This is a genomic window from Novosphingobium sp. KN65.2 (genome assembly GCF_001368935.1).
Taxonomy (GTDB): domain Bacteria; phylum Pseudomonadota; class Alphaproteobacteria; order Sphingomonadales; family Sphingomonadaceae; genus Novosphingobium; species Novosphingobium mathurense.
Window position 1 is genome coordinate 97,842 of sequence record NZ_CCBH010000141.1, and the last position, 18,947, is coordinate 116,788.

The 18,947-nt window shown below is 62.6% G+C and carries 21 protein-coding genes; 17 read left to right on the forward strand and 4 right to left on the reverse strand.

Going from position 1 to position 18,947, the window contains the following annotated elements; genetic code table 11:
* Nucleotides 1-87: 87 nt before the first annotated feature.
* Genes SPHV1_RS07450 through SPHV1_RS07465 form a run of 5 tightly spaced genes read left to right on the forward strand, consistent with a single transcriptional unit; the run spans nucleotide 88 to nucleotide 3,743 of the window.
* Nucleotides 88-1,068 carry an MBL fold metallo-hydrolase gene (locus SPHV1_RS07450; protein WP_231634572.1) on the forward strand — a complete coding sequence of 327 codons (981 nt, stop codon included), beginning with the start codon at nucleotides 88-90 and terminating at the stop codon, nucleotides 1,066-1,068.
* On the forward strand, nucleotides 1,065-1,550 hold the full coding sequence (locus SPHV1_RS07455; protein WP_156367282.1) for a hypothetical protein: 486 nt from the start codon (nucleotides 1,065-1,067) through the stop codon (nucleotides 1,548-1,550). The genes SPHV1_RS07450 and SPHV1_RS07455 overlap by 4 nt, the downstream gene beginning before the upstream one ends.
* On the forward strand, nucleotides 1,547-2,164 hold the full coding sequence (locus tag SPHV1_RS07460) for an alpha/beta hydrolase (protein WP_231634573.1): 618 nt from the start codon (nucleotides 1,547-1,549) through the stop codon (nucleotides 2,162-2,164). The genes SPHV1_RS07455 and SPHV1_RS07460 overlap by 4 nt, the downstream gene beginning before the upstream one ends.
* Before the next feature lie 3 nt (nucleotides 2,165-2,167).
* Nucleotides 2,168-2,410, forward strand: coding sequence for a hypothetical protein (locus tag SPHV1_RS25720; protein WP_231634574.1), 243 nt, complete (start codon nucleotides 2,168-2,170; stop codon nucleotides 2,408-2,410).
* A 10-nt stretch (nucleotides 2,411-2,420) separates the two neighbouring features.
* Entirely contained in the window at nucleotides 2,421-3,743 is a 1,323-nt protein-coding gene (locus tag SPHV1_RS07465) for a family 1 glycosylhydrolase (protein WP_054945396.1), read from the forward strand.
* On the opposite strand, the gene SPHV1_RS07470 is transcribed toward SPHV1_RS07465, so the two are convergent.
* A complete protein-coding gene (locus tag SPHV1_RS07470; RefSeq protein WP_054945397.1) occupies nucleotides 3,740-4,621 on the reverse strand; it encodes a helix-turn-helix domain-containing protein in 882 nt (293 codons plus the stop codon). The two genes, SPHV1_RS07465 and SPHV1_RS07470, sit on opposite strands and share 4 nt — an antisense overlap.
* A 126-nt stretch (nucleotides 4,622-4,747) precedes the next feature.
* Between SPHV1_RS07470 and pobA the strand changes: the two genes are divergently transcribed.
* From pobA to SPHV1_RS07490, 4 genes are all read left to right on the forward strand, one after another.
* Entirely contained in the window at nucleotides 4,748-5,917 is a 1,170-nt protein-coding gene (pobA, locus tag SPHV1_RS07475; protein WP_054945398.1) for a 4-hydroxybenzoate 3-monooxygenase, read from the forward strand.
* Between the two features lie 237 nt (nucleotides 5,918-6,154).
* A complete protein-coding gene (locus SPHV1_RS07480) occupies nucleotides 6,155-6,550 on the forward strand; it encodes a protocatechuate 4,5-dioxygenase subunit alpha (RefSeq protein ID WP_054945399.1) in 396 nt (131 codons plus the stop codon).
* A gap of 4 nt (nucleotides 6,551-6,554) precedes the next feature.
* Nucleotides 6,555-7,394, forward strand: a complete 840-nt coding sequence (locus tag SPHV1_RS07485) for a class III extradiol dioxygenase family protein (RefSeq protein ID WP_054945400.1) — start codon at nucleotides 6,555-6,557, stop codon at nucleotides 7,392-7,394.
* A 23-nt stretch (nucleotides 7,395-7,417) separates the two neighbouring features.
* Nucleotides 7,418-8,602, forward strand: a complete 1,185-nt coding sequence (locus tag SPHV1_RS07490; RefSeq protein WP_054945401.1) for a cytochrome P450 — start codon at nucleotides 7,418-7,420, stop codon at nucleotides 8,600-8,602.
* Nucleotides 8,603-8,668: 66 nt separating this feature from the next.
* Here the strand turns inward: SPHV1_RS07490 and SPHV1_RS07495 are convergent, their stop codons facing one another.
* Genes SPHV1_RS07495 through ligK form a run of 3 tightly spaced genes read right to left on the reverse strand, consistent with a single transcriptional unit; the run spans nucleotide 8,669 to nucleotide 11,283 of the window.
* On the reverse strand, nucleotides 8,669-9,559 hold the full coding sequence (locus SPHV1_RS07495) for an amidohydrolase family protein (RefSeq protein WP_054945402.1): 891 nt from the start codon (nucleotides 9,557-9,559) through the stop codon (nucleotides 8,669-8,671).
* A complete protein-coding gene (locus SPHV1_RS07500) occupies nucleotides 9,552-10,616 on the reverse strand; it encodes a 4-oxalomesaconate tautomerase (protein ID WP_054945403.1) in 1,065 nt (354 codons plus the stop codon). Before SPHV1_RS07500 ends, SPHV1_RS07495 begins: the two co-directional genes overlap by 8 nt.
* Complete coding sequence (gene ligK / locus SPHV1_RS07505; RefSeq protein WP_054945404.1) at nucleotides 10,609-11,283, reverse strand: 4-carboxy-4-hydroxy-2-oxoadipate aldolase/oxaloacetate decarboxylase; 675 nt, start codon at nucleotides 11,281-11,283, stop codon at nucleotides 10,609-10,611. Before ligK ends, SPHV1_RS07500 begins: the two co-directional genes overlap by 8 nt.
* A gap of 99 nt (nucleotides 11,284-11,382) precedes the next feature.
* Between ligK and SPHV1_RS07510 the strand changes: the two genes are divergently transcribed.
* The 8 genes from SPHV1_RS07510 (at nucleotide 11,383) to SPHV1_RS07545 (ending at nucleotide 18,874) form a co-directional block, all read left to right on the forward strand.
* On the forward strand, nucleotides 11,383-12,537 hold the full coding sequence (locus SPHV1_RS07510) for a LysR family transcriptional regulator (protein WP_054945405.1): 1,155 nt from the start codon (nucleotides 11,383-11,385) through the stop codon (nucleotides 12,535-12,537).
* A 108-nt stretch (nucleotides 12,538-12,645) separates the two neighbouring features.
* Nucleotides 12,646-13,515, forward strand: a complete 870-nt coding sequence (locus SPHV1_RS07515; RefSeq protein WP_054945406.1) for an NAD(P)-dependent oxidoreductase — start codon at nucleotides 12,646-12,648, stop codon at nucleotides 13,513-13,515.
* A complete protein-coding gene (locus tag SPHV1_RS07520; RefSeq protein ID WP_054945407.1) occupies nucleotides 13,512-14,537 on the forward strand; it encodes an amidohydrolase family protein in 1,026 nt (341 codons plus the stop codon). The genes SPHV1_RS07515 and SPHV1_RS07520 overlap by 4 nt, the downstream gene beginning before the upstream one ends.
* 3 nt (nucleotides 14,538-14,540) lie before the next feature.
* Nucleotides 14,541-15,575, forward strand: coding sequence for an aromatic ring-hydroxylating dioxygenase subunit alpha (locus SPHV1_RS07525; protein WP_054945408.1), 1,035 nt, complete (start codon nucleotides 14,541-14,543; stop codon nucleotides 15,573-15,575).
* The gene (ligA, locus tag SPHV1_RS07530) at nucleotides 15,572-15,982 is read left to right on the forward strand and encodes a protocatechuate 4,5-dioxygenase subunit alpha (RefSeq protein WP_054945409.1); all 411 of its coding nucleotides are present in this window, start codon (nucleotides 15,572-15,574) and stop codon (nucleotides 15,980-15,982) included. The genes SPHV1_RS07525 and ligA overlap by 4 nt, the downstream gene beginning before the upstream one ends.
* A gap of 1 nt (nucleotide 15,983) precedes the next feature.
* Nucleotides 15,984-16,892: a class III extradiol dioxygenase subunit beta gene (locus SPHV1_RS07535; protein ID WP_054945410.1), complete on the forward strand. Its 909-nt coding sequence runs from the start codon at nucleotides 15,984-15,986 to the stop codon at nucleotides 16,890-16,892.
* A 30-nt stretch (nucleotides 16,893-16,922) separates the two neighbouring features.
* Nucleotides 16,923-17,882 carry a Gfo/Idh/MocA family oxidoreductase gene (locus SPHV1_RS07540; protein WP_054945411.1) on the forward strand — a complete coding sequence of 320 codons (960 nt, stop codon included), beginning with the start codon at nucleotides 16,923-16,925 and terminating at the stop codon, nucleotides 17,880-17,882.
* Nucleotides 17,882-18,874: an aldo/keto reductase gene (locus SPHV1_RS07545; RefSeq protein WP_054945412.1), complete on the forward strand. Its 993-nt coding sequence runs from the start codon at nucleotides 17,882-17,884 to the stop codon at nucleotides 18,872-18,874. The genes SPHV1_RS07540 and SPHV1_RS07545 overlap by 1 nt, the downstream gene beginning before the upstream one ends.
* Nucleotides 18,875-18,947 lie beyond the last annotated feature (73 nt).

The window sequence follows — 18,947 nt, forward strand, 5'->3', positions numbered from 1 at the left end:
GGCCGGGGTAGTGCCCCGGCCCTTTTGATTTTCTGCCGATTGCGGCCCCAAAAGAACGACAGGGTGATGATGCAGGCGCACAGACGATTGGCTTGGATTGTGATGGCCGCGGCCTCGTTTACGGTGGGTTCCGTTCCCGCCCTCGCGCAAGGCACTTGTCCTGCTTTGCGGTGGACGACGCTCGGGACGGCGGGCGGCCCGGTCCCGACGGCGGAGCGTTCGGAGCCGGCCAATCTCCTGACCATCGGCAAGCGCCGCATCCTCGTGGATACGGGAGATGGCACCGTCGACCAACTGGCGCGTATCGGCGTCGATCTGGGCACAATCGATGCGGTCTTCATTTCCCATCCCCACTGGGACCATGTCGGCGGGCTGGGCGCTGTCATCGTCTTGCGTTGGATGAACCAGTATCCGGGCACCCTGACTGTCTACGGCCCGGTCGGAACCCGCGCGATCGTCGACGGTATCCTCGCCTCGCTGGCGACACCGGCGCAGATTGGCTTCGGCCTCGGCACGCCGCCGCCTTCACCGGCCGAAGCGGTTAGCGTGGTCGAGATTGCCGATGGGCAGGGCATCGATCTTGGCGAGGGGGCCATGGTCAGCGCCGCGGCAAACAGCCACTTCGATCATGGAGGCATGTCTGATCCGGATAATGTCTCGCTAAGCTATCGGTTTGCCCTTGGCCGTCGCAGCGTCACCTACACCGGCGATACCGGGCCCAGCGATGCCGTCGTCAAACTGGCCGATCGCACCGGGATGCTGGTGAGCGAGGTTATCGATCTCGATCGCCTGCTTCAGGAAATTAGCGAGCGCCGAAAGGACGCAACACCTGAAATGCTCAAGGGCATGGAAGAGCATCTCTCGACCCACCATCTCAAGCCCGAAGCGATTGGCGAAATGGCAGCGAAGGCCAAGGTTGGCCGGATCGTGCTGACGCACTTCGCAATTCCGCCAGGACCGCTTGTCCGCTCTGAGCCAGGCATTCGAGCGGAGATTTCCATGCATTATGCGGGCCCTGTCGACCTCGCCAACGACTTGCAAACATTCGATCTGGGGTGCAGGCCGTGAACCCGGCGGCGATATCCTCCCGGGATGTGGATCGCATGATCAGACGCGAGCAGCGCGTCAGCGCCCTGATCAACATTGCGCTCAGCGCCGTGTTTTTCCTGGTTGTATTCGGGACCGATCGCCGCGCCCTGCAATTCGGTTCTACAGATAATTTCGCTCTCGACTTTTTCGTTCAGGCCAGTGCTATCGCGCTGATGTCCGCGCTCGTACCCTCGCTGCTCGTTTGGACGAAATTGAAAAAGTCAGGCGTTCTTCTGACAACTGCGGCGGGGATCGGCCGAAACGTGGCGCTTGTCCTTGTGATCGGCATTGCCAGCGCCGCCATGCTCGCAGCGGGATGCCTGCTGGGCCCTTGGAACGGACTGGAGTGGTTTGTCGCCCTGGCCATCAAGCTGGCCTACGGTGGCATCCTGGGTTTCGTCGGGACGACCATTGCCTTGCGCAGATTGTTGTCCCGATATCGGGTTGAGGAGAGGGTGTGAACGCAACTTCGATGTCAGCCGCCATCGCAGACCTCGGTTATGCCATGGGGCCTCAGGTGGTCGGGCAATGCCGCGCCCTGTTCGGTGCCGAGCAGGAGCCGATTGCAGAGAGGCTTGCGCCAGTCGCTCTCGATTGCGCCTATGGTCCCGATCCGCGCCATCGCCTCGATCTCTACCGCGAGGGCGGGATGCCCGAGGTGCTCAGGCCGGTCGTCCTGTTCGTGCATGGCGGGGGCTTCCTGCTCGGTGACAAGGGCGGGGAGAGTGGCTGGGCGAACGCGCACGTTGGGCGCTGGGCTGCCATGAACGGAATGCTCGGTGCAGTGATGAACTATCGTCTCGCGCCGGCGCACATGTTCCCCTCGGGGGGCGAGGATGTCGCCAAGGCGGTCGACTGGCTGCGCACCAATGCGGCTCGGTTCGGCGGTGATCCGCAGCGAATTCTGCTTGTCGGAACCTCGGCAGGATCGGTCCATCTCGCGAGCTTCATGAAGCTGCGAGACGATCATGCGTCGTTGGTGCGCGGCGCGGTGCTCTTGTCAGGTCTCTATGGCTACACCCCGCTCGATGAACGCGATGAGTTCTATTACGGACCGCAAGCGCTTTATGCGTAGCGCATGCCACGGGAGGCCGTCGCCGCAACCGGGCTGCCGTTGCTCATCGCCTGCGCGCAATTCGACCCACCGCGCTTTCAGGCCGAATGGGCAGGGCTCTTGCAGGAACGTCTGGAGCGCCACGGCCTTCTGCCGCGCTGCCACTACGCAAGCGGCCATAATCATTACTCGCTAGCCATGCATATCGGGACGGCGGACCGTCGTCTCACCGATGAAATGCTGGCTTTCTTTGCTGACTTAGCCTGAGGACAAGAACATGCCGAACATTCCCGCCCTCGACCGCCGTAGCCTGCTTGCCGCCGGCGCCATGCTGAGCGCTGCGCCGGCCTTCGCCCGCTCCGTTCGTCAGGCGAATCCGCGCTTCCCCGAAGCTTTTCTGTGGGGTGCCGCCACGGCGCCGCATCAGGTCGAGGGCAACAATACGGCCAGCGACTTGTGGTTTATGGAGAACCAGCAGCCGACTATCTTCGCTGCGCCTTCCGGCGATGCCTGCAACAGTCTCGAACTGTGGAGCACGGATCTCGATATCGTCAAAAGCCTCGGGCTCAACAGCTACCGCTTCGGCGTCGAGTGGGCGCGGATCGAGCCTGAAGCGGGCCTGTTCTCCCAGGCCATGCTCGATCACTACAAGGCCATCGTCGCGGGCTGCCACGAGCGGGGGTTGAGGCCGCTCGTCGCGTTCAATCACTTTACCGCTCCGCGCTGGTTCAGCGCCCAGGGCGGCTGGATGAATCCGGAAGCGCCGCAGCTTTTTGCCCGTTATTGCGACAGGGTCGCTCGCGCCATCGGCGCGGACATTGCCATGGCGATGACGCTGAACGAGCCCAACATTCTCGCGATCCTGCGCCCGATGTTGCCGGGGCAGGTCTGGGACCTGCAGCGTGCCACGCTGGAAGCAGCCGCAAGGCGGCTTGGCGTCGAGCGGTTCTCCTGTGCCAATATTGCGGCGAAGGAAGATATCGATGCTGTCGAGGCAGGTCTTGCCGAGGGTCACAAGGCCGCGCGTATGGCCATCAAAGCCGTCGCGCCCGACTTGCCGGTGGGACTTACACTGTCCGTAATTGATGATCAGGCCACAGGAAGGAACTCGATACGCGACCGCGTCCGCGAGGAAACCTACGGCAAATGGCTTGAACTCGCCAAGTCAGATGACTTCATCGGGGTGCAGAATTACGAACGTGCGGTCTGGGGCGAAAAGGGCCGGATTCCGCCACCCGCAGATAGCGACCGCAACTGGTCCGGAACCGAAGTATGGGCACCTTCCCTGGCCGGTGCCGTGCGCTACGTCCATGAGGCCACGGGCAGGCCGATCCTCGTGTCGGAACATGGTGTCGGCACGAACGACGATACCTTGCGTGCCCGCTTTATCCCGGCCGCGCTCGAGAGCCTGAAGCGGGTCATGGACCAAGGGGTGCCGGTGCTGGGCTACGTCCATTGGTCGCTTCTGGACAATTTCGAGTGGATCTTCGGCTACAAGCCCAGGTTCGGTCTGTGCTCTGTCGATCGCGAGACATTCGAACGCACGCCCAAGGCGAGTGCGAAGGTGCTGGGAGCAATCGCCATGCGCAATACGCTCTAACCAGCGTTTTGCCGGCTTTCGCTCGTGCGAGCGCCGGACTTGTCCGCCAGCGGTCGCCTGCCGGTCATGCGCCGGTAGAAGCGCGAGAAATAGGACGGATCGGAAAAGCCCAATTCGTCGGCAACCTCGACAATGCTGGCATTGCTGAAGAAAAGCAGCCTTTGCGCTTCAAGCACGAGGCGTGCGTGGATCAGTTCGACGGGCGTGCAGTCCAGCCTCTTGCGGCATATGCGCGTCAGCGTCTTTCCGGTGATGCCTAGGCGCTCGGCGTACCAGCCCAGGCTCTTGTGTTCGCGCAAATGCAATTCGACCAGTTGACGAAAGCCCGAAAGGCGCTCGTCCTCAGCCGGTAGCACGTCGGCTTCCTCGGTGTCGGCGGGCAGCGAACGCACAAGCGCTTCGGCAAGCGCGAGGAACAGCGGCTGCGGCGTACGCCAGTCGGACTGGATTGCCAGCATCTCCTGGCAGAGCCAGTCGACGCGCTTCACATCTGCATCGGGTACCGTGCCGCAGGCGCCGCGGGTGAGGATACGCAGCATCGGATCGGATGCGTCGCCGGCCCGGGCAATGAACCCGGGGGACAATGACAGGACATGGCCGGAGGTCTCCGGCGAGAAACGAAAGCCGTGCACGCTGCCGATCGGCACGACCATGAAGCACGGTGCCTCGAGAGTCCGGACCAGATCGTCGCAGCGGAACTCGACCTGTCCCTGCGATACCAGAAGGGCCTGAACGCTGAGAAGGTGGCGATGCGGTGCAATTTCCCAATCGTACAAGGCGCTTCGCGCTGCGATCGTCTCAATATGAGCGAAATCCGGTGGGGCTTCGGAGGTGTCTTCGCCATAGAGCAGGAAGTTGGGAATCGGGCTTGGGGGCATTGTGACTGTCCTGAAAGTACCGGCATATTGGTCCCGCTGTGCCTTCCTGTCGAGCCCTGCGCCGGTCATTTTATGGCAGGTATCGGACGCACCTTGTCAGAGTGCGCCGTTTGAGGACGAAGGCGCATGCGTAAACAAGTTGCAATCATTGGTGCGGGCCCCGCGGGACTGCTTCTGGGTCATCTGCTCAAGGCCGAGGGCGTCGACTGCGTCGTGCTCGAACGTCAGTCCGGCCCCTATGTCCTGTCGCGCATTCGCGCCGGCGTGCTTGAGCAGGTCACAGTCGGCCTCATGGAGCGGCTTGGCCTCGATGCGCGCATGAAGGCTGAGGGTCTGCCGCATGACGGCTTCAACCTCGCCGACGGTGAGCGCCTGATCCACATCGATATCGCCAGGCTGACCGGCAAGCAGGTGATGGTCTATGGCCAGACCGAGCTGACGCGCGACCTGATGGAAGCTTCCGAGCCGCGCGGGCTTGAAGTGATCTACGAGGCCGCCGAAGTCGCGCTTCACGATATCGAGAGCGATGCGCCTTACGTGACCTACAATCGCGATGGCAGCGAACACCGGATCGACGCGCGGTTCATCGTTGGTTGCGACGGTTTCCACGGCCCCTCGCGGCAGGCCATCCCTGCCTCGGCCGGACAAAGCTTCGAGCGTGTCTATCCCTTCGGTTGGCTCGGTATCCTTGCTGATGTTCCGCCTTGCAACCACGAGTTGATCTACGCCAATCACGAGCGCGGCTTTGCCCTCGCTTCGATGCGCAGCAACACGCGCAGCCGCTATTACATCGACGTGCCCCTGACCGAGAAGGTCGAGGATTGGTCGGACGATCGCGTTTGGGACGAATTGGCGATCCGTCTCGGTCCCGATGCGGCTGCGCACATCGTTCGTGGCCCCTCGCTCGAGAAGTCGATCGCGCCGCTGCGCTCATTCGTGTTCGAACCGATGCGCCATGGTAGCCTGATGCTGTGCGGCGATTCTGCGCATATCGTTCCACCCACCGGCGCCAAGGGACTCAACCTGGCTGCAAGCGACGTCTACTACGCGGCAGAAGCGCTGTTGGGTTTCTTCAAGTCGAACGACAACGACGCGATTGCCGGCTACTCGGAAAAAGCCCTGGCGCGTGTATGGAAATCCGAGCGTTTCAGCTGGTCGCTCACGCGCCTCATGCATCGCTTCCCGGAAGACGGTCCGTTCGAGCGCCGGATGCAGGTAGCCGAACTCGATTACATCGCGTCGAGCGAAGCTGCCCAGCGTTCGATTGCAGAAAATTACGTGGGCCTGCCCGTCTGAAGGCAGATCCTGCTTGTCCTTTGGGTCGCATTCAAGGGAAAGAGGAAGGGGAGGCGCAAGCCTCCCCTTTTTCGTTTGTGAAGCGGTATGCGCAACGATATAATTTTTTGCTAAGTATCGTTGCATTGCTGCAGGATCGGAGCCGCAGTGCCGATTGCTTGATCCAGGTCAATACGCCGGGTCTTCTGGTGCGTCAGGCTCTCCTTCACGCGAAAGTGTCTGATGGAGTTGCAGGCTATGGATGGGACGAGGAACCTCGCTGGCAACGGCGAAAGTGACAGGACGCCGATTCCCGGCACGCCCCTGTTCGACGGGGAGGCTGCGGGCAGGGGCTATCAGCTCAATGCCATGTGCTACTCGTTCAACGATGCCCGTAACCGAGCGGCTTTTCTTGAGGACGAGGCCGGTTACTGCGACCGTTTTGGCCTGACGCCGCAGCAGCGCGATGCCGTTGCCGCGCGCAATGTGCTGGCGATGATCGAGGCCGGCGGGAACATCTACTATCTCGCCAAGCTTGCGGGAATTTTCGGTTTCAACGTGCAGGACGTCGGTGCGCAGCAGACGGGCAAGACCGTCGAGGCATTCAAGCAGATGCTGCTCGACCGGGCGCTGCCTGTTCAGGAAGGGGAATAAGCTCATGGCAAGGATCATCGGTGGATACTTCACCAGCCACGTTCCCTCCATCGGCGGGGCAATCATGCGCGGCGATCAGGAAACGCCCTACTGGAAGCCTTTCTTCGACGGCTTCCCGCCCGTGCGCGAGTGGCTGGCAGAAACAAAGCCGGACGTGGCCGTCTGCTTCTACAACGACCATGGGCTCAACTTCTTTCTCGACAAGATGCCGACCTTCGCGGTGGGCGCGGCCAGGGAATACTGCAATGAGGACGAAGGCTGGGGCCTGCCGGTCTACAAGTCCTTTGCGGGCCATCCTGACCTGAGCTGGCACGTCATCGAACAACTTGTCGGTGACGAATTCGATGTGACGACTTGCCAGTCGATGTTGGTCGATCACGCGCTGTCGCTGCCGTTCGAACTGGCCTGGCCGGAAGTCGATGCCTGGCCGGTCAAGCTCGTGCCGATTGCCATCAATACGGTGCAGTTCCCGCTGCCTTCGGCGAAACGTTGCCTCGCGCTCGGGCGAAGCGTTCATAGGGCTCTGGCGGATTGGCAGGGTGACGAAAAGATCGTGGTCATCGGCACGGGCGGTCTGTCGCACCAGCTCGACGGTGAGCGCGCTGGCTTCATGAACCCCGATTACGATCGCTTCTGCATGGACAACCTTGCCGCCAATCCGGACGCGCTTACGCGCGACAGCGTGCGAGACATCGTGCGTCTGGCCGGATCGCAGGGCGTCGAGATCCTGAACTGGATCGCCGCGCGCGGGGCGCTGGGCGACACTGCCCGGGAGACCCATCGCAATTACCACATCCCCATTTCGAACACGGCCGCAGCGACGATGCTGCTGGAAGCGGTCTGACATCCAGGCGAATGGAGAGACACATGGCCATAACAGAAAAGCCGGGCTTCACTTTCGACCCCTATTCGCCCGCAATCGATGCGGACCCGTTTCCCGCCTACAAGGTGCTGCGCGACGAATATCCCTGCTTCTGGAGTGAGCAGGCCGGAAAATGGGTACTGTCGCGCTACGATGATATCCTTGCCGCCTTGTCCAACTGGCGGGTCTACAGTTCGGCGCAAGGCAATCTGGTCGACGAGTTTCCCGGCCGCGCAGGGTCGACCCTCGGCAGTTCCGACCCGCCTCGGCATGACCGACTGCGCGGCCTGATTCAGTCGGCAGTGACCAAGCGCGCGCTCGACCACCTTATTGCGCCTGCCAGGGCTTCGGCGCGAACGCACCTTGATGCACTCGACGGTCGCAACAGCTTCGATTTCGTGGGTGAGTTCGGCTCGAAGGTGACGGTCGATCTGCTGTTCCACCTGTTCGCCCAGCCGCTGGACAATGCCGATGAAGTCCGGCGCAATGCGGTGTTGATGGTCCAGACCGACCCGGTGACGCGGCAGAAGGCACCGGAACATCTCGCTGCTTTCGAGTGGATGGCCGATTATGCGCAAGACCTTGTGCGCGAACGCAAGAAGAATCCCGGCGACGATCTGCTGTCGAACTTCATCACCGCGGAAATCGACGGCGAAAAGCTGCTCGACAAGGAAGTCCAGCTTACGGTGACGACGCTCATCATGGCCGGGATCGAATCGCTTTCCGGCTTCTTCGGCATGTTCGCGCTCAACCTTGCGGACTATCCCGAGGCCCGTCGCGCGATCGTGGCCGATCCCTCGCTGATTCCCGATGCGATGGAGGAATCGCTTCGCTTCAACACTTCGGCACAGCGTTTCAAGCGCACGCTGACCTGTGACGTCGAGTTGCATGGGCAGACGATGAAGGCAGGGGATGCGGTCATTCTGTGCTATGGGTCGGCGAACCGGGACGAGCGCATGTTCGCCGATCCGGACACCTACGACATCACGCGTCGGCCCAAGCGGCATCTGGGGTTCGGTGGCGGGGTGCACTCGTGCCTCGGGTCGATGCTCGCACGCGTGGCGACGCAGGCCGCGTTCGAGGAACTCCTGGAGAGAATTCCGGAGTTCAGCCGCGTCGACGAGACACTGGCCTGGACCTCGTCGTCCAATTTTCGCAGCCCGAAAGTGCTTCGGCTTGCCATCGGTTGATGGCCAAATGAAAGGCCCCGCCGGTTAGCTCCGACGGGGCCCTTGTGTCTCGGCAATACCGGTGCCTTAGAGTTCTTCGGGCCAGTAGAGGCGCATCGGGTTGGTGAGGAGGAGCTTGCGCTGCAGATCCTCAGTCGGCGCGATGCGCGGGATCATGTCGACGATATGGCCATCGTCGGGGATCTCGTCCTGCATGTTCGGGTGCGGCCAGTCGGTGCCCCAGATCACGCGGTCCTGATAGTCGGCCACCAGAGGAGCAACGGCATCGGCGAAGGCGTTCCACGGATCGCCCTTGCCACCTTCCTTGATCGCGTCGAGGCGATCGGGGCAGGTGGGCTTGAACCAGATGTCGTCCCGGCTCTCGAGGAAAGTACGGAATGCCTTCATGTCGGCTCCGTCCGGCCCCTGTGTCACGTCGGGGCGGCCCATGTGGTCGACGACGAGGGGGACCGGGATCGCGTCCATGAATGGGCGCAATTCCTCGAGGATGTCGGCCTCGAAGTAGATCACGACGTGCCAGCCCTGGGGCAGGCGGCGGGCCACTTCGAGGAACTTGTCCTTGGGCGCGTCGTCGACGAGGCGCTTGAGGAAGTTGAAGCGGATGCCACGGATGCCACCTTCGTGCAGCGCGGCAAGATCGGCGTCTGAAATCGCCGGATCGACGACGGCAACACCGCGCGCCTTGCCCTGCGACTTGGCGATGGCATCGAGCGTGGCTGCGTTGTCAGTGCCGTGGCAGCTTGCCTGGACGATGACATTGCGCGAGAAACCGAGATGATCGCGCAGCGCGAAGAGCTTGTCCGGCCCGGCATCTTCGGGAAGGTACTTCGCCTTGGCGCTGAACGGGAACTGCGCCATCGGACCGAAGACGTGGCAATGCGCGTCGACGGCGCCGGCAGGCGGGGTATAGGCAGGCTTGCTCGGCGCGCCGTGCCAGGAAACGATACGATCAGACATAGACAATCCCGTCCATCAGCTTGCGGGCGGTACGAAGGAGGGCGGCGGTCTTGACGTTGCCGCCCTCGTCGGTTTCGAGGACGCAGGACATCTCGCCGGTCGGGTGTTCGACCGAGAGCGTCTTGCGGCGACCCTCAGGGATATCGGCAAGCTCGGCCGCAGGCGAGCCTTCGATAAGGCAAGCGGTAGCGACCGAGACGGCGCCCAATACGCCGATCGTGGCGTGGGCCCGGTGCGGGATGAAGCTGCGAACCGTGATCGCGCCGCCGTTCTTCGGACGCGCTACCAGCATCATCTTGGGAACGGACTTTTCCTTGACGTCGCCAAGGTTCATCGTCTCGCCAATGGCAAGCCGGATGGCTTCGATCTTCGCCTTCAGCTCGGTATTGGCATCGAGGCTGTCGCGGTCCTCATAGCCGGTGATGCCGACGTCCTCAGCCTTCATCACCACGCAAGGCATGCCGTTGTCGATCAGCGTGACGGGCACGCCGTTGACGACATCGACGGCATTGCCGCTGGGCAGAAGCGCGCCACAGGAAGAACCGGCGGTATCGCGGAATTCGAGCGGGACGGGCGCATGGGTTCCGGGCACGCCGTCGATCGCGGCGTCCCCGGTGTAGGACACCTTGCCGCCCGGTGTCTGCACGGTGGCAACGGCAACCTGACCGGTGTTTTCCATGTAGATCGCGACGCGCGTTTCATCGCCGGTGGCGGTGACGAGGCCGCGCTCGATGGCGAAGGGGCCGATCCCGGCCAGGATGTTGCCGCAGTTCTGCGCATCGCTGACGATGGCCTGGTCTACGAAGACCTGGAGGAACAGGTAATCGACGTCGATCCCCTCGCGGGTGGACTTGCTGACGACGGCGACCTTGCTGGTCAGCGGGTCGGCGCCACCCATGCCGTCGATCTGACGCGGGTCGGGCGAGCCCATGACGCCGAGCAGGAAGGCATCGCGTGCAGCCGTGTCGGCGGGCAGGTCTTCCTTCAGGAAGTACCCGCCCTTGGACGTCCCACCGCGCATCCACATGACGGGAGCGCTGGAGAGGACATCAGACATACTTGAGGCCTTCCTTTTCAAGACGCTCACGCATCTTGTACATGTCGAGACCAAGGACGCCGGCGGCGAGCTTCTCGCGCTTTTCGCCCTCGTTGGCTTCGCGTGCGCGGGCCTTTTCGAGCACTTCGGCGGCCTTTTCGCGCGGAACGACGACAACGCCGTCATCGTCGGCCACGATCACGTCGCCCGGCTGCACGGCGGCATTGGCGCATACGACGGGGACATTGACCGAACCGAGCGTATTCTTGACCGTGCCCTGCGCATAGACCGCCTTCGACCAGACGGGGAAACCCATTTCGGTGAGGTCGCGCACGTCACGGACGCCTGCGTCGATGACAAGGCCGCGGCAGCCGCGCGCCATTGCGCTGGTTGCCAGCAGGTCGCCGAAGTAGCCGTCTTCGCATGGGCTGGTCGGTGCCAGCAGGAGGATATCGCCCTCCTTGAGCTGTTCGATGGCGACATGGACCATCCAGTTGTCACCCGGAGGGGCGCTGATCGTCACTGCAGAACCGGCAATGCGTGCGCCGACATAGATCGGGCGCATGTAGCTGGCGAGCAGGCCGGTGCGGCCCTGCGCTTCATGGACGGTGGCGACGCCGCACTGGGCGAGGCCGTCGATAACCTCGGGGGCCGCGCGTTCGATGTTCTGGACGACAATACCGCTCATCAATCTACTCCTCTGCTTCCATGTACAGATGACGGACGCTCGGCCTAGGGGGAAAGAGAAACTTTGGACGAGCGATTGGTTTTGGCTAAGAGTGTCCGAATGGAAATATGGAGTCTCAATCTTCGGCACTTGCGGGCCGTGGCGAAAATCGCGGAACTCGGCACAGTGAATGCAGCTGCCGCAGCGGTAAACCTCAGTCAGCCCGCCATAACACAGGCGTTGAGTCGGCTGGAGGCGATGCTGGGTCTGCCACTGTTCGAACGTCGGCATGACGGGATGATTCCGACTCGCGCCGGCGATGTGCTGGCGCCGCGGATCATGACCGCGCTCGCCCATATCCAGAGCCCGCACGTCACGATGTCCCGCCTGCGCGCATTGCTCGCCCTGGCCGAGACCGGAAGCTACGCCGGGGCGGGGCAGGAGACCGGCCTGTCGCTGCCGTCGATCCACCGCGCAGTGAACGATCTTGCGCTGGCGCTGCGCCGGCCGCTTGTGGTGCGGCGGGGCAAGTTCGTCATTCCGACCGAGGCAGGCAACCAGCTGGCCCGGGAGTTTCGCCTTGCCCGCGTGGAGCTTGAGGCAGGCCTGTCGGAAGTGGAGGCACTGCGTGGTTACGAAACCCGGCGGATCGCGATTGGCGCGATGCCGCTTTCGCGCGCCCGGGTGCTGCCCGCGGCCGTGGCGCGGTTTCTCTCTCGCCGACCTCAGGTGAAGCTTACGATCGTCGAGGGGTCTCGCGCCGAACTGGTAGAGCCCCTGCGCAATGGTTCGCTCGACGTCATCGTTGGCGCCCTGCGCGATCCGCTGATCGAGGAGGACCTGGTCCAGCGCCCTCTGTTCGACGACGCCCCCGCCATCTTTGCGCGCAAGGGCCATCCGCTCAGCAACGGCAACCCGACGCCGGCCCAGATGGCAAGCTATCCCTTCTGTCTTGCGCCGCGCGGCACGCCGCTGCGGGATAGCTTCGAGCGGTATTTTACCGAGAACGGACAGGCCCTACCTGAAGTGCCGGTGGAATCGGGCTCGGCCCTGATGATCCGGCAGGTCATGATGAATTCGAACTTTCTGGCTCTGTTGTCGCCGGACCAGATGCAGGTGGAAGTGCAGGCGGGCTGGCTGTGCGAACTGGCTCGCTTGCCGCAGGGTTATCAGCGCACGATCGGCATGACGACGCGCGCTTCCTTGCGTCCGACCGAGGTTCAGGCAGAGTTCTTCGCGGATCTGCAGGCCGCGGCAACGGAAATTGCCGAGTAGCGCAAGCTGTTGAAACGGGTGCGGTCCGGGAGCATGGATTAGTCTCAGATTATATCGCAAAGCCAGTTCCGATTGGCCTTGATGCGGGTGGCAGGGCATTGAGGCTTCATGAATAATTCCATAGCTCTCATTGGGTTTGGGGAGGCCGGATCGACCTTTGCGCGGGGCGCGCAATGGGGTGATAATGTCAGGGCTTTCGATATCGACCCGTCGCGGCGCGAGGCCATGGATTCGCATGGTATTATCGCCTGCGACAGCCTTGCCGGGGCGCTTGATGGCGCGCAGCTGGTTCTATCGCTGGTTACCGCTGACGCTGCACCCGAGGTGGCCCGGGCCGCCGCGCCGCTGCTCGGTGGCGGCGCGCTGTTCTGCGACATGAATTCTGTGGCGCCGGGAACCAAGCGAGCATCGGCAGAGGCCGTGTCCCAGGGCAAGGGCCATTACGTCGATGTGGCCGTGCTCGCGCCTGTCGAGCCGGCGCGCATGAAGGTTCCGCTGCTCGTTTCGGGTGCCGAGGCGATCAAGGCGCAGGAATTGCTGGGCGAAGCCGGTTTCACCAATGTGCGTATCGTGGGCGATCAGGTCGGGCGGGCATCGGCGATCAAGCTGGTGCGCTCGGTGATGGTGAAGGGGCTTGAGGCCCTGACCGCCGAAATGATGATGGCCGCTCATGCCGAAGGCGTGGCGGACGAGGTGCTCGCATCGCTCGATGCGAGCGAGAAGTCGATCGGTTGGGCCGAAAAGGCCGACTACAACCTGGACCGGATGCTGGTCCACGGTCGCCGCCGGGCGGCCGAGATGGAGGAAGCGGCGCAGATGCTGCGTTCGCTGGGAATCGATCCGCTGATGACGGATAATACCGTCAATTGGCAGCGGTCGCTCGGGGAGTTGGCAATGACGCCGCTTCCCGATGGTTATGAAGCCAAGCTCGCCGGAATCGCGGCGACTGGCGTGTTCAAGAGAGGAGATGGGCAATGACGCTCGTCATTGACTGCCACGGTCACTATACGGTTCTGCCAAAAGCGCACGACGAATGGCGCGAAGCCCAGAAGGCTGCATTCAAGGCCGGTGAAACCCCGCCGCCTTACCCCGAGATTTCCGATGACGAGATCCGCGAAACGATCGAACAGAACCAGCTGCGCCTGATCAAGGAACGTGGCGCGGACCTGACGATCTTCTCCCCGCGCGCGTCGGCCATGGCCCACCATGTCGGCGATCAGGAGGTGTCCGAGGAATGGGCGCAGCACTGTAACGACCTGATCTACCGCGTCACCAAGCTCTATCCCGAGACTTTCGTGGGCGTGTGCATGCTGCCGCAGAGCCCGAAGGCGGACCTGACCGCCTCGGTCAAGGAACTGCGTCGCTGCGTCGAGGAACTCGGTTTCATCGGCTGCAACCTCAACCCCGATCCGGGTGGCGGCCATTTCGAACACCCGCCGCTGACCGACGAGTACTGGTTCCCGATCTACGAGGCGATGTGCGAGCTGGATGTACCGGCGATGATCCACGTCTCGGGTTCGTGCAATCCGGCGATGCACGCCACAGGCGGCTTCTACCTCGCTGCCGACACGGTTGCCTTCATGCAACTGCTTCAGGGCGACCTGTTCAGCCGCTTCCCGAACCTGCGCTTCATCATTCCGCATGGCGGCGGCGCGGTGCCGTTCCACTGGGGCCGCTATCGCGGGCTTGCCGACATGCTCAAGCAGCCCTCGCTTGACCAGCACCTGATGAACAACGTGTTCTTCGACACCTGCGTCTATCACCAGCCCGGCATCAACCTGCTGGCCGAAGTGATCGAGACGAAGAACATCCTGTTCGGCTCGGAAATGGTCGGTGCCGTGCGCGGGATCGATCCGCAGACCGGTCACTATTTCGACGACACCAAGCGTTACGTCGATGCGCTGGAAATCAGCGACGAACAGCGTCACGCCATTTTCGAGGGCAACGCCCGCCGGGTGTTCCCGCGCCTCGATGCGAAACTAAAGGAACGAGGTCTTTAAGCCATGAGTACCTGGCTAACCAATCAGTGGTACGTTGCCGCATGGGATGCGGAAGTCGATTCCGAGCCGCTCTCGCGCACGATCTGCGGCGTACCGGTCATGCTTTACCGCAAGCTCGACCGTTCGGTCGTCGCCATGCGCGATGCCTGCCCGCACCGCCTGCTGCCCCTTTCGATAGGCATTCGCGAAGGCGATTCCATCCGCTGCAAGTACCATGGGCTGAAGCTGGGCCCGGACGGTGTGGCGGAAGAAATGCCGCTCAAGTCCGAAGCCGTGAACAAGCGCGTGTGCGCCGAGGTCTTCGCGACGGCCGAGAAGCACCGCTTCATCTGGATCTGGGTCGGTGAACGGGAAAAGGCCGACCCGGCGCTGATTCCCGACCTGTGGCCCTGCAGCACCGAAGGTTGGGTCTTCGACGGCGGCTACTACCCGATCAAGTGCGACTACCGCCTGATGATCGACAACCTCATGGACCTTACGCACGAAACTTACGTGCACTCCAGCTCGATCGGGCAGGAAGAGATTCTCGAGGCGCCGCTGGAATGCCGGGTCGAAGACGAACGCGTCTTCCTCTCGCGCTGGATGCCGGGGATCGATGCCCCGCCGTTCTGGCGCAATGCGCTCAAGAAGCCGGGGCCGGTCGATCGCTGGCAGATCTGCCAGTTCCTGCTGCCTTCCGCCGTCATGATCGACGTCGGTGTGGCTCCCGTCGACGCGGGCGCCACGCTGGAAGATCACGACCAGGGGGTGCGCGGCATGGTGGTCGACTTCATGACGCCGGAAACCGAGACCAGCCACCACTATTTCTGGGGCATGTCGCGAAACTTCGATATCAACGACACCGGCTTCACTGCGCGGTTCAAGGCCCAGCAGGGCGGCGTTTTTGCCGAGGACCGCGAAATCCTCGAGGCACAGCAGGAAGCCATTCTCGCCAATCCGGGCAAGAAGCTGGCGGCATACCGCATCGATGAAGGTGGCGTGCGCGCAAGGCAGATCATCACCCGCAAGATGCGCGCGGCGCAGGAGGTAGATGCATGAGCGGCTACAAGGACATCCACGAATATCTCGATGATTTCGAGGACATTCCCGGGACCCGCGTCTACACGGCGGCGCGGGCCCGCCAGGGCTATCACCTCAACCAGTTCGCGATGAGCCTCATGAAGCCCGAAAACCGCGACCGGTGGAAGGCCGACGAGCGCGCCTATCTCGACGAATGGCCGATGACTGAAGAGCAGAAGCAGGCGGTGCTCGATCGCGACTACAACCGACTGCTTGACCTTGGCGGGAACATCTACTTCCTCTCCAAGGTCTTCTCCACCGACGGCCTCAGCTTCGTGCAGGCCGTCTCGACGATGACCGGAATGAGCGTGGAAGACTATCAGGCGATGATGAATGCCGGTGGTCGCTCGCCCAAGGGCGTTCGCTCCAAGCGGGAAGGAAACTGACATGGCGCGCATTACTGCAGGCGTCGGCTCCAGCCATGTGCCACTGCTCGGTGTGGCGGCGGATCAGGGCAAGGACCAGGACGCCTACTTCAAGCCGATCTTCGACGGCTATGAATGGACCAGGAAGTGGATCGCGGACGAGGCCAAGCCCGATGTCGTGATCCTCGTCTACAACGATCACGCTTCAGCGTTCGACATGAGTATCGTGCCGACCTTCGCCATCGGCTGCGGTGAGCGTTATGCGCCCGCCGACGAAGGCTGGGGGCCGCGCCCCGTGCCCGACGTCATCGGCCATCCGGACCTGGCCTGGCACATCGCCCAGAGCCTGATCCTCGACGAATTCGACATGACCATCATCAACGAGATGGATGTCGATCACGGCCTGACCGTGCCGCTGACGATGATGTACGGTGCGCCCGAGGCCTGGCCGGTCAAGGTGATCCCGCTTGCCGTCAACGTCGTGACGTATCCGCCGCCGTCGGGTAACCGCTGCTGGGCGCTGGGCGAAGCCATCGCCCGTGCGGTCAACAGCTTCGGCGAGGATCTCAACGTGCAGATCTGGGGCACCGGTGGCATGAGCCATCAGCTCCAGGGCCCGCGCGCCGGCCTCATCAACGCCGAGTGGGACAACAGGTTCATGGACGGTCTCGTCGGTGATACCCAGGCCCTGCGTTCGATCCCGCACATCGAGTATCTGCGCGAGACCGGATCCGAAGGGATCGAGATGGTCATGTGGCTGATCATGCGCGGGGCGCTTGGCAAGAGCACCAAGTGCCTGCACCGTCACTACCACGTACCTTGTTCGAATACCGCTATCGGGCATATCGTGCTCGAACCGGTCGACGGCACGGTTCCGCCCAGTCCCACGCTGGAAGGAAACAATGCCGCAGCGCAGTCGGCGATCAGCTGAAATTACACGAATTTTCCAAGGAGTAATCCCATGCGTATTGCCCTCGTTGGCGCCGGAGCCTTCGGCGAAAAGCACCTTGACGGCCTCAAGAATATTGACGGCGTCGAGATCACATCGATCATCAGCCGGACCGGCGAGCAAGCTGCTGCGGTTGCCGAGAAATATGGCGCCAAGCACAGTTCGACCGAGCTTGCCGACGCCCTTGCACGCGATGACGTTGATGCGGTGATCTTGTGCACCCCCACCCAGATGCACGCCGAACAGGCGATTGCCTGCATGGATGCCGGCAAGCACGTTCAGGTGGAAATTCCGCTTGCGGACAGCTGGGCGGATGCCCAGGCAGTGGTCAAGAAGCAGCAGGAAACCGGCCTTGTCTGCATGGTCGGCCATACTCGTCGTTTCAACCCTTCTCACCAGTGGGTGAAGAAGCGGATCGAAGCCGGTGAACTCAACATCCAGGCGATGGATGTCGAAACCTACTTCTTCCGTCGCAAGAACATGAATGCGAAGGGCGAGCCGCGCAGCTGGACCGACCACCTGCTTTGGCATCACTCGGCTCACACCATCGACATCTTCCAGTACATGACCGGCTCGAAAGTCATTCGCGCCAATGCGCTGCAGGGACCCAAGCACCCTGAACTGGGCATTGCCATGGACATGTCGATCCAGATGAAGACGGAAGCGGGGCAGGTTCTCACGCTCTCGCTTTCGTTCAACAACGATGGTCCGCTGGGGACTTTCTTCCGTTACATCGGTGATACCGGTACTTACATCGCGCGCTACGATGACCTGGTAACCGGGCGCGAAGAGCCGATCGATGTTTCGAACGTCGACATTTCGATGAACGGCATCGAGCTGCAGGACCGCGAATTCGTCGCTGCGATCCGCGAAGGCCGTGAGCCCAACAGCTCTGTCGGCTCGGTCCTGGATTGCTACCGCGTGATCGGCGAGCTTGCCGCGAGCCTTGAAGAGCAGGACGGCTGGTCCTGATGATGCAGCGCAACCTCGCCGGCAAGGCGCTCAATCCGGTCGGGCTGGGCTGCATGAACGTGGCCTGGGCTTACGGCAATGCGCCGAGCCGCGAGGATGCCCTGGCTCTGTTCCGCCATGCGCTCGACAAGGGCTGCGATCATTTCGACACGGCCAACATCTACGGCAAGGGCATGTCCGAGGAGATCCTCGGGGAAGCGATCGGCAATCGTCGCAAGGAGTTCTTCCTTGCGACGAAGACCGGTATCCTTGTCGATGGCCCGCGTCGCGGGATCGACTGCAGCCCGGAGGCTATCGAAGCCTCGCTCGATGCCAGCCTGAAGCGGCTTGGCACCGATTATGTAGACCTGTTCTACATGCACCGCTTCGACCCCAAGGTGCCCATCGCGGATTCGGTGGGCGCCATGGTGCGCGCGATGGAGGCCGGCAAGATCGGCGCTTACGGCGTATCGGAGTGGTCTTCCGCGCATATCCGCGAAGCCCATGGGGTTCACCCGATGGCCGCGGTCCAGACCGAATATTCGCTCTGGACGCGTAACGTCGAACTGGGCGTACTCGAAACGACCCGTGAACTGGGCATTGCCTTCGTCGCCTTCTCACCGGTCGCACGCGGGGTGCTGGCGGGAGCGGTGAGCGATGTTACGACATTGGCCGAAACCGACCTGCGACGCAGCCACCCGCGTTTCCAGCCCGAGGCCTGGGAAAGGAACTTCGTGTTGGTCGAGCGGTTCAATGCGCTTGCCGGCGAGGCGGGACTGGCTCCGGCGCAGCTAGCGCTGGCCTGGGTGCTTTCGCGTTCGGACAATGTCCATGTCATCCCGGGCACGCGTTCGACCGATCACTGGGCGCAGAACAACGCGGCAGGCGCGCTCACGGTCGACACGTCCATTCTCGACCGTGCCGATGCGCTGATCAACCAGCAGACGGTAACCGGGCATCGCTACCCGGAAGTCATGCGCGGGACGATCGATACCGAGGACTATCCCGCTTAAGCGCTTCGGCCCCTGGCAGGGCCTTGGCCTTCAAGCGAAAGAATTGCGGCGGGGGGGGGGGAACCCCCCCCCC

Excerpts from the sequence above, each read along its gene's own strand:
- SPHV1_RS25720 (WP_231634574.1), top strand. The coding sequence starts at position 2,168 with ATGCCACGGGAGGCCGTCGCCGCAACCGGGCTGCCGTTGCTCATCGCC.
- SPHV1_RS07465 (WP_054945396.1), top strand. The coding sequence starts at position 2,421 with ATGCCGAACATTCCCGCCCTCGACCGCCGTAGCCTGCTTGCCGCCGGC.
- SPHV1_RS07470 (WP_054945397.1), bottom strand. The coding sequence starts at position 4,621 with ATGCCCCCAAGCCCGATTCCCAACTTCCTGCTCTATGGCGAAGACACC.
- pobA (WP_054945398.1), top strand. The coding sequence starts at position 4,748 with ATGCGTAAACAAGTTGCAATCATTGGTGCGGGCCCCGCGGGACTGCTT.
- SPHV1_RS07480 (WP_054945399.1), top strand. The coding sequence starts at position 6,155 with ATGGATGGGACGAGGAACCTCGCTGGCAACGGCGAAAGTGACAGGACG.
- SPHV1_RS07485 (WP_054945400.1), top strand. The coding sequence starts at position 6,555 with ATGGCAAGGATCATCGGTGGATACTTCACCAGCCACGTTCCCTCCATC.
- SPHV1_RS07490 (WP_054945401.1), top strand. The coding sequence starts at position 7,418 with ATGGCCATAACAGAAAAGCCGGGCTTCACTTTCGACCCCTATTCGCCC.
- SPHV1_RS07495 (WP_054945402.1), bottom strand. The coding sequence starts at position 9,559 with ATGTCTGATCGTATCGTTTCCTGGCACGGCGCGCCGAGCAAGCCTGCC.
- SPHV1_RS07500 (WP_054945403.1), bottom strand. The coding sequence starts at position 10,616 with ATGTCTGATGTCCTCTCCAGCGCTCCCGTCATGTGGATGCGCGGTGGG.
- ligK (WP_054945404.1), bottom strand. The coding sequence starts at position 11,283 with ATGAGCGGTATTGTCGTCCAGAACATCGAACGCGCGGCCCCCGAGGTT.
- SPHV1_RS07510 (WP_054945405.1), top strand. The coding sequence starts at position 11,383 with ATGGAAATATGGAGTCTCAATCTTCGGCACTTGCGGGCCGTGGCGAAA.
- SPHV1_RS07515 (WP_054945406.1), top strand. The coding sequence starts at position 12,646 with ATGAATAATTCCATAGCTCTCATTGGGTTTGGGGAGGCCGGATCGACC.
- SPHV1_RS07520 (WP_054945407.1), top strand. The coding sequence starts at position 13,512 with ATGACGCTCGTCATTGACTGCCACGGTCACTATACGGTTCTGCCAAAA.
- SPHV1_RS07525 (WP_054945408.1), top strand. The coding sequence starts at position 14,541 with ATGAGTACCTGGCTAACCAATCAGTGGTACGTTGCCGCATGGGATGCG.
- ligA (WP_054945409.1), top strand. The coding sequence starts at position 15,572 with ATGAGCGGCTACAAGGACATCCACGAATATCTCGATGATTTCGAGGAC.
- SPHV1_RS07535 (WP_054945410.1), top strand. The coding sequence starts at position 15,984 with ATGGCGCGCATTACTGCAGGCGTCGGCTCCAGCCATGTGCCACTGCTC.
- SPHV1_RS07540 (WP_054945411.1), top strand. The coding sequence starts at position 16,923 with ATGCGTATTGCCCTCGTTGGCGCCGGAGCCTTCGGCGAAAAGCACCTT.
- SPHV1_RS07545 (WP_054945412.1), top strand. The coding sequence starts at position 17,882 with ATGATGCAGCGCAACCTCGCCGGCAAGGCGCTCAATCCGGTCGGGCTG.